The 8,193-nt window shown below is 62.3% G+C and carries 5 protein-coding genes; 1 reads left to right on the forward strand and 4 read right to left on the reverse strand.

Annotated features, from left to right (window positions below; genetic code table 11):
• Positions 1 to 81: 81 nt before the first annotated feature.
• From M0814_RS22940 to M0814_RS22955, 4 genes are all read right to left on the reverse strand, one after another.
• Positions 82 to 2,280, reverse strand: coding sequence for an autotransporter outer membrane beta-barrel domain-containing protein (locus M0814_RS22940; protein ID WP_112997851.1), 2,199 nt, complete (start codon positions 2,278 to 2,280; stop codon positions 82 to 84).
• Between the two features lie 200 nt (positions 2,281 to 2,480).
• The gene (locus tag M0814_RS22945) at positions 2,481 to 5,438 is read right to left on the reverse strand and encodes an autotransporter outer membrane beta-barrel domain-containing protein (RefSeq protein WP_103486540.1); all 2,958 of its coding nucleotides are present in this window, start codon (positions 5,436 to 5,438) and stop codon (positions 2,481 to 2,483) included.
• Between the two features lie 81 nt (positions 5,439 to 5,519).
• Positions 5,520 to 6,356, reverse strand: a complete 837-nt coding sequence (locus M0814_RS22950) for an amino acid ABC transporter permease (RefSeq protein ID WP_003229672.1) — start codon at positions 6,354 to 6,356, stop codon at positions 5,520 to 5,522.
• The gene (locus M0814_RS22955; protein ID WP_103486541.1) at positions 6,353 to 7,174 is read right to left on the reverse strand and encodes an ABC transporter substrate-binding protein; all 822 of its coding nucleotides are present in this window, start codon (positions 7,172 to 7,174) and stop codon (positions 6,353 to 6,355) included. Before M0814_RS22955 ends, M0814_RS22950 begins: the two co-directional genes overlap by 4 nt.
• Positions 7,175 to 7,285: 111 nt before the next feature.
• On the opposite strand from M0814_RS22955, the gene M0814_RS22960 reads away from it, so the two are divergent.
• Positions 7,286 to 8,185 (forward strand): homocysteine S-methyltransferase family protein, encoded by a 900-nt coding sequence (locus M0814_RS22960; protein WP_103486542.1) that lies wholly within the window; start codon positions 7,286 to 7,288, stop codon positions 8,183 to 8,185.
• The last annotated feature ends 8 nt before the right edge of the window (positions 8,186 to 8,193 follow it).

Raw genomic sequence — 8,193 nt, forward strand, 5'->3', positions numbered from 1 at the left:
CCGCAGGCTGCGATCTTTTGATCTTCAAGAGCAAAGTCAAAAGATCGCAGCCTGCGGCAGCTCCTACACAAGCGCGTTGTGTCAGAACGCCATTCGCCACTGGCCTGTCACGCCGTAACTGCGGCTGTCGTTGCCGGCCTCGCCAGTGAGGCCAATGCCCAAGGTGTTGCGGGCGGACAGAGTCAGATCCACAACCGCATCCAGCGTAAAGCTGTTGCGATCCATCTCGGCTCCGGTGACTTCAAAGCTTTTGCCACCCCTGACCAGTTGCTGGCGCGTTTCGTTGTCGAGCTCACCGTAGGTGTGTTTTACGCTCGCGCTCAGGCGCGGCGTCAGCTGCATGCCATTGGACAGGTGGCTGGTGTTCGCCATGCGCAGGCCGAGGGTGCTGCTCGGATTCGCCCGCGTTTGCCCGTGAACCTTGAGTGCCGCATCGCCACCTTTCTCGGTGTAGCCGTCACGCTGGTAGCGTTGATAACCCACGCTGGCGAACGGTTCGATGCTGACGTTGCCACGACCGAGGTTGTAGCCGACTTCGGCAAAGACCTGCTGGGTGCTGGCGTCATAGCTGCTCTTGAGCCGATCACTGAAACCATTGAAGTCGACGCGACGTTTGCCGTTGCCGTCATGATGGCCGTACGAGGCCCCCAGGCGCAGGGCGAACGGGCCTTCCTGCCGCAGCGCGTAGGCACCGAGGTGCCAACTGTCGAGATCGCCGTCGAAGTGTCGGGCGTCGAAGTGGGTCTGCGCTTTTGCGCCCATCAGGCCGACATGCCATTGCTCGTCGAGTCGCCAGTCGGCGCCCATTATCAGACCTTGGGTGGAATGCTTCAGGACACTGTCGGCGTCACGATCGACCTTGCCGCCGTGCCCCAGCGCTTGCAGCCAGACCCGCCCGTTGCCTTCGCTGCCAGCCGCCAGACGCGGCGCATTCCCCGATCCCTGCGCAGCATTACGGTTGTCCAGTTGATGCATCGCCGAGAGCATGCTGGCGCTGACCGGATTGACGCTGCTCAATGTGGCTTTGGCGAGATTGGCGTTGCTGCCGGCGGCGAGTTGGTCGAGGGCCACGCTGGCCTTCGGCTTGCTAGCGCCAAGCAGAGCAGTGACGGCGGCATTTTGAGGTGGGGCATCGCCCATGGCTTTGCTTGGTTGACGAAGTGCCTCAGGCTTTTGAGGTTGCTGAGGTTGCTGAGGTTGCTGAGGTTGCTGAGGTTGCTGAGGTTGCTGAGGTTGCTGAGGTTGTGGCGGTGTCGACGTTTTTTCTTCGATGCTTTCGCCAAGCGCCTGTGCATTTTCGTTGGTCGCCAGATTTTCCAGCGGCGTGCCATTGCGGGTGTAGGTCAAACCCACGCTTTGCTGCTCGTACTGCAGCGTTGGTGTCATATAGGCCAAATTGTTCTCGACCGTACCAAACTCCCCCACGACTTTTGCGGCATTTAAAATCGTGTGCTGACTGCTTTGTGGGAAGTCGCCGGCACCGAGCAGCTTGAGGGTCGCACCGCCCAGATTAGCCGTTCCCTTGACCTCTATGGTCGGACTCGCAGCGGCGGCATCGACGGCGTACAACAGCTCTGCGGTAGGGGACAGGTTCAGGTCTTTTTCGATTATAGGTACGCCATACACCTGATCCACGCTAAAGCGCCCTTGCACGTCCAACCCGCCCACGGTTCCGCTACCGGCGAAATGGCCTTTTTCATGGACGCTGACGTTGCCGCCAATGAATCCTCGGTTGGTCAGGTCGCCACCCGCGAGAACAATGGCATCACCCTTGATTTGGCCTTTGTTGATGAGAATGCCCTGGGTCGACGCGTGCCCCGCAATGCTCCCTTCGTTGGTCAATTGGGCTTTGGCTCGAACCGCTACGCCGAGGTTGAAATCTTCAGCGCCGGTACGTAGCCATTTACCTCTCGTTACCTCCAGGCCAGCAAAATTTCTGGTTTCGCCCAAGGTTCCCTTGGTGGCGTCCAGTTGCAGGACGTTGCTGCCGCCCCCGGCATCCACCTGCCCGGCAAAGCTGCCCCGGGTCTGCAGGGTGATGAGGTCATTGCGCTCATCTAAGTGCAGAGACACACCGTTTGTTGCGGGGACTTTTTCTTTGTGGGGAGGATGTTTGACCGTGGTCTCAGCGTTAATGAACTGCTCAATGGTCTCGACCAGCGTTTCGGCTGACGGTGTCAGATCAGGCGGTTGCTGTGCCTGAGCGAGTTGGGCGCAGCCGAGCGTCAGCGCAATCGCCAGCGCCAGTTTTTGGGGTCGGTATTGGTGTTGAACGGGCATCAAGTGCGGCCTCTTTTGACAGGAGACCGAACTCTAGGATGGCGGCCCGTGGGGCCGATGTCAGCTACTTCCCACGGTGTTGCCGGGCGAAGTCAGTACGTTTTGCGGAAAAACGGCGGCGCCAGGAAATCGGAAGAATTAGCACCGATTGAGCGACGCCTTTTCCTATGCAAATTGTCGACGCTACCCGCTGGCAATAATCAGAAACTCATCTGCCACTGCCCGATCAACCCATGGTTGCGACTGTTGTTGCCAATCTCGCCGCTGTAGCCGATACCCAGCGAGTGCCGGGCGGAAATCCCCAGATCCAGTCCGGCTTCGAGCACCAGACTGTCGCGATCCAGCGAACTGCCATCGACGTTGAATGCGCTGCCGCCGACCACGAATGCCTGACGCGTCGAGCTGCTGACATCGCCGTAGGTGTGCTTCCAGCCAGCGGCCATGCGCGGGGTCAGGCTCATGCCGTTGTCGAGGCTGTTCAGGTGCGCCAGGCGCAGGCCGAAGGTGCTGCTGAAGTTGTCCTGGGTCTGGCTGTCGACGTCCAGTGCGGCGGCGCCACCCTTTTCCTGGTAACGGTCGCGGTGGTAGCGCTGGTAGCCGAGGCTGGCGAACGGCTCGGCGCTGAGGCGGCCGCTGCCCATGGTGTAGCCGAGTTCGGCGAAGGCTTGCTGGCTGTCGGCGTCGTAATCGCCTTTGGGCCGATCACTGAAACCATTGAACGCCACCGTGCGTTTGCTTTCGCCCTGATGGCCACTGTAGGCGGCGCCGAGGCGCAGGGAGTACGGGCCGCTCTGACGCAGTGCGTAGACGCCGGCGTGCCAGCTCTCGACGTTGCCATCGACGCCGGTCGCGTCCAGATCGGTCTTCGAATAACCGCCGAGTACGCCGAGGCGCCACTGCGGATTCAGTGCCCAGTCGGCACCCAGTACGCTGCCCTTGGTGCGTTGCTCCAGGCCGCTGTTGCCGTGCTCGCCGTCGAGCTTGCCGTAGCCGCCGATGGCTTGCAGCCACAGGCGTCCGCGCGCGTTCGGGTCATTCAGATTGCGCGCTTCCGAGGGTACGCCGTTGGCCGCCAGCACCGGGGTGTCGCGTTGATCAAGGCCAACCATCAACCCCGGGCTGCCGCCCATTTGCTGCATCGCCGACAGCATGCTGTTGCCCACCTGGCTGCTGGCGCCGAGCGTGGCGCTGGTCAGATTGGCGTTGCTGGCGCCGGCCAGTTGTTCGATCGCCGCGCCGGCCGTGCTTTGGGTGGTGTTGAGCAAGGCGTTGTACAGCGCGTTGTTCTTGCCCATCGTGGCCAGGCTGTTGGCCGCGTTGCTGCCGTTGCCGGTCGCCGCGAACTGATTGAAGGCCACGTCATTGCGGGTGTAGGTCAGGTCGACTTGTGTCGGCGTATAGGCCAGCGTCGGCGTGAGGAACGCGTAGTGGCTGGTGACGTTGCCGAAGGTGCCGTTGACGTTGGCGGCTTGCAGCACGGTGTAATGGCTCTGCCACGGATAAGTGCCGCTGCCGGGGTTCACCGCCAGGGTCGCACCATTGAGGCTGGCGGTGCCGCCGACCTGAACCGGGGCGCTGCTGCCATCGGCGTTGACGCCGTAGACGAGGGTCGAGCCGCTGCCCATGTTCAAGTCATGGACGATGGTTGCGCGACCCAGGCCGGTGTCGGTACGCAGCGTGCCGTTGACGTTGAGATTGCCCACCGAGCCGCCACCGGCATACACACCGCCGGCGTCTACGGTCAGGCTGCCGGCAATGCCGCCCTGGTTGATCAGGGTCGCGCCATTGCGCACCGCGCCGCCATCGCTGAAATCGCCGCTGCCGGTGAGTGTCCACGCACCTTGCCTGACCTCCAGCCATTCGAAATTGCGGCTGGCGCCGAAGCTGCCGCCCGCCGCATCGTCCATCACCACCCGGTCGTAACCGCTGCCGCCATCGACCACGCCGACGAAGCGACTGCCGTTACGCAGGGTCAGGCTGTCGTTGCCGCCACCGAGGTCGAGTGCCAGGCCGTTGCTGCCGCTGATGGTGCCGCCGTTGATCACGTTGTCGGCGAATTCGCCGACGAACTTCACGCCGAAGCCGTCGAGGCCTTGAATGGTGCCGTAGTTCTCTAGAGTAGTGGCTGCCAGCCCCGAACCACCGCTGCCGTCGTCCACCAGAATCGCGCTGTTGGCGCCGCTGATCAGTGCGTTGCTCGCGTTGAGAATGTAGCCGCCGCCGAGGGCGATGCCTTCACTGCCGTTGGTGAATCCGCCCTTGTCCACGCCTCCCGCACCGACGCCCTGAATGGTGCCGTAGTTTTCGATGTGGGCGATCTTGTCGATGTCCACGCCATCACCGTCACCGTTCGCCTGCAAGCCTGAGTAAGCACCGGTGATGGTGCCGTGGTTGATCACCGTACCATCGCCGTCGGAACCGAATCCGGAACCATTGCGGCCGGTGATCTGCCCATAGTTGACCAGCGTCGCACCGAGGTCGGTGGTGATGCCATGGCGGCCGCCGGAAATCACCCCGTAGTTGGTCACGCTGACACCGCTGGCCGAGTCGATGTCGATGCCGTCGAATTTCTCATCGGCGTTGTGCGAGTCGCCGGTGGAGATCTCGCCGTAGTTGGTAATCGTCGCGTTGGCGCCGGTCTTCATGCCGTCGCTGGCATCGCCACGAATCAGTCCGCCAGCGCGGTTGATGAGGGTGGTTTTGACCCCGTCGCTGCGCAGCGCATCGAGGTCCAGGCCTTGACCGCTGGTCGAGCGAATCACGCCGCTGTTGTCGATCAACAGGCTGCCGCTGACGAAGTTGCTGTCGATACGCAAAGCGTCATTGGCACCGAGAATCTGCCCGCCGCTGCGGTTGTAGATCTGGTAATTGCGCGCTTGGGTCACGTCACCACTGCTGTCGATGGCCCGGCCACCGCTGGAAACGATTTTCCCGGCGTTATCGATCACCACACCGGCGCCGCTGGTGCCGTCCTTCAGGCTCACCGCCTTGCCGCTGTTGGTGATGCTGCCCGGTGCCGAGATCGTCAGCGTGTCACTGCCGCCAAGGGTTTGCGCGGCAGTAGTGGCGGTGTCGATCTGCACGGTCTTGCCGTGGGCGGTGCCGGCGGTGATCAGCAGAACGGCAGCAAGGGACAAGCGCTGAGGCGGGAAGGTCATGGACGGACGGCCTTTTGTTATAAGCGGGCCGTCCTGTATAGCGATGGGTTTTTACAAAATGATGTCTGTTGTCGGATCAGCTCAGCTACGCCGCACATAAGCCTTGCCGTAATGCCGCTCCATTCGCGCCTGAATCAACTCCAGCCCAATCGACATCAGCCAGTAAATGATCGCCGCCGTGGTCAGCATCTCGATGTAGCGGTAGCTTGAGCGGCCGTAGGACTGCGCCAGAAACATCACTTCCCAGACGCCCATCACCGAGATCAGTGACGAGTCCTTGAGCATCGAGATGAACTGGTTGGTGGTCGGCGGGATGATCGTGCGCATCGCCTGGGGCAGGGTGATGCGCCAGAAGATCACGCTCTCGCGCATGCCCAGCGCCAGCGAAGCTTCGCGTTGGCCGTAGGGCACGCCGAGGATGCCGGCGCGGAAAATCTCGCTGAGGTAGGCGCCATAGTTGAGTGACAGGGCAATGATCCCGGCCACCACCGCGCCGGGTACGACACCCAGTTGCGGCAGGCCGAGGTAGATCAGCAGGATCTGGATCAGCAGCGGCGTGCCGCGAAAGAACGAGGTGTAGAAACTGGCGATACCGAACGCCACGGCGCTTTTCGACAGGCGCGCGAGGGCGGTGACGAAGCCCAGCAAGGACGAGGCGACGATGGCGCACGCGCAGAGAAACAGGGTCAGTGCCGCACCCTGCAGAAAGCCGTTGGGCGCCAGGTGCACGCCGAGCAGATTCGGCAGCTTGTCGAGGATGATCGAGAGCTTCAAATCGAAGCTCAGGAAAAACCCGGCGAACAGGCTGAACATCGCCGCCCATGTCAGGTACAGGCGCGTGCGGAAACCGAACAGCCGTTGCAGGCGCGATTCAGCCACCGGTTGTGGCGGCTGTGGAGGTGTCGGGAAGGCAGTCATTGGCTGATGTCGGCGCCGATCCATTTCTGCGACAGCTTGCTCAGCGTGCCGTCCTGCTTGAGTTGCGCAAACACCTCGCGCACTTTGGCGTCCCACTGGGCGTCACCCTTTTCGATGGCCACCGAGTTCGGCTCCGAGTACAGCGGCGCACCAGCCAGTTTGAAGCGCTGGTCCTGATTCAGGCGCGGCTGCGCGGTCACCAGGTTGGTGAGGATGGCGTCCAGGCGCACACCGGCGCCCAGGCCCAGGTCCTGGAAGGCAACGTTGTCGGTATCGTACGGAGCGATCTGCACATCCTCGAACGGGTACTCCAGGCGCGTGTCTTCGGCGCCTTCGATGACCAGATTCTTGTTCAGATAACTTTCGTAGCTGCTGGCGCTGGTCAGGCCGACTTTCTTGCCGCTCAGGTCCTTGGCGCCGTGGATGCGATCGTCCTTGGCGTTGACCACGATCACGGCAGGCGAGGCGTAGTACTCGACCGGGAAATCGAACACTTCGGCGCGGGCCTTGCTCGGGGTCATGGAGCAGATGCAGATGTCATAGCGCCCGCTCCAGCGGCCGGCCGCAATGACGTCCCAGGACGGCGTTTCGAGGCGCAGCTTGACCCCCAGCTTGTCCGCGACGGCTTTGGCGACGTCGACGTCGAAGCCGTCGAGCTGGTTTTGCTCATTGAGGAACGAGAAGGGTGGGTAGCTTTCCATCAGCACGCCGACCAGTTCTTTTTTCTGTTCGACGCGATCGAGTGTGGCGCCGCCGAAGGCTTGAGTGGACGCGGCCAGAATCGTCAGGCCCAGGGCCAGTAGCGGTTGAAATTTCACAGTCGACACCTGAAAAAAAGGGGTTGTTATTAACCGGATGGTGCGTATTAAATAGTTATAAGAACTACTCTGGTAGTGAGTAATTTTCATAAGCATATGAGTGAAAAGCATATGGGCACAGCAAGCACGGTAATTCTCGATGGCGGCATGGGCCGTGAGTTGCAACGCGCCGGGGCGCCGTTTCGGCAGCCCGAGTGGTCGGCGCTGGCCCTGATCGAAGCACCGCAAGCGGTCGAAGCGGTGCACGCCGCCTACATCGCCAGCGGCGCCAATGTGATCACCAGCAACAGTTATGCGGTGGTGCCATTTCATATTGGCGAGGCGCGGTTTGCCGCTGAAGGTCAGGCACTGGCGGCGTTGGCCGGAGAGCTGGCGCAGCGTGCGGTGCAGGCCTCGGGCAAAGCGGTGCGAGTGGCCGGTTCGTTGCCGCCGCTGTTCGGCTCCTATCGCCCGGATCTGTTCGAAGCGGCGCGGGTGAACGAATTGCTGACGCCACTGGTGACCGGCCTGGCGCCGCATGTCGACCTGTGGCTGGCGGAGACCCAGAGCTCGATTATCGAGGCGCGTTCCATCCGCGCCGGTCTGCCGCAGGACGGCAAGCCGTTCTGGCTGTCGTTTACTTTGAAGGATGAAGACACCGATGAGGTCCCGCGCCTGCGTTCCGGTGAATCAGTGGCAGAAGCGGCAGCCGCGGCGGCCGAGTTGGGCGTCGAGACGCTGCTGTTCAACTGCAGCCAGCCGGAAGTGATCGGCGCGGCGATTGATGCGGCGCGCGATACCTTCGAACGCCTGGGCGTGCAGATTCACATCGGCGCGTATGCCAATGCGTTCCCACCGCAACCCAAAGAGGCGACCGCCAACGACGGCCTCGACCCGTTGCGCGACGATCTGGATCCGCCGGGGTATCTGCACTGGGCGCAGGATTGGCAGCAGCGCGGTGCCAGCCATTTGGGCGGCTGCTGCGGGATCGGCCCGGAACACATCGCGGTGCTGGCGCAGAAACTGGGGTAAACAACAGC

It is taken from the genome of Pseudomonas sp. MWU12-2020 (genome assembly GCF_023100605.1).
Lineage (GTDB): Bacteria > Pseudomonadota > Gammaproteobacteria > Pseudomonadales > Pseudomonadaceae > Aquipseudomonas > Aquipseudomonas fluorescens_H.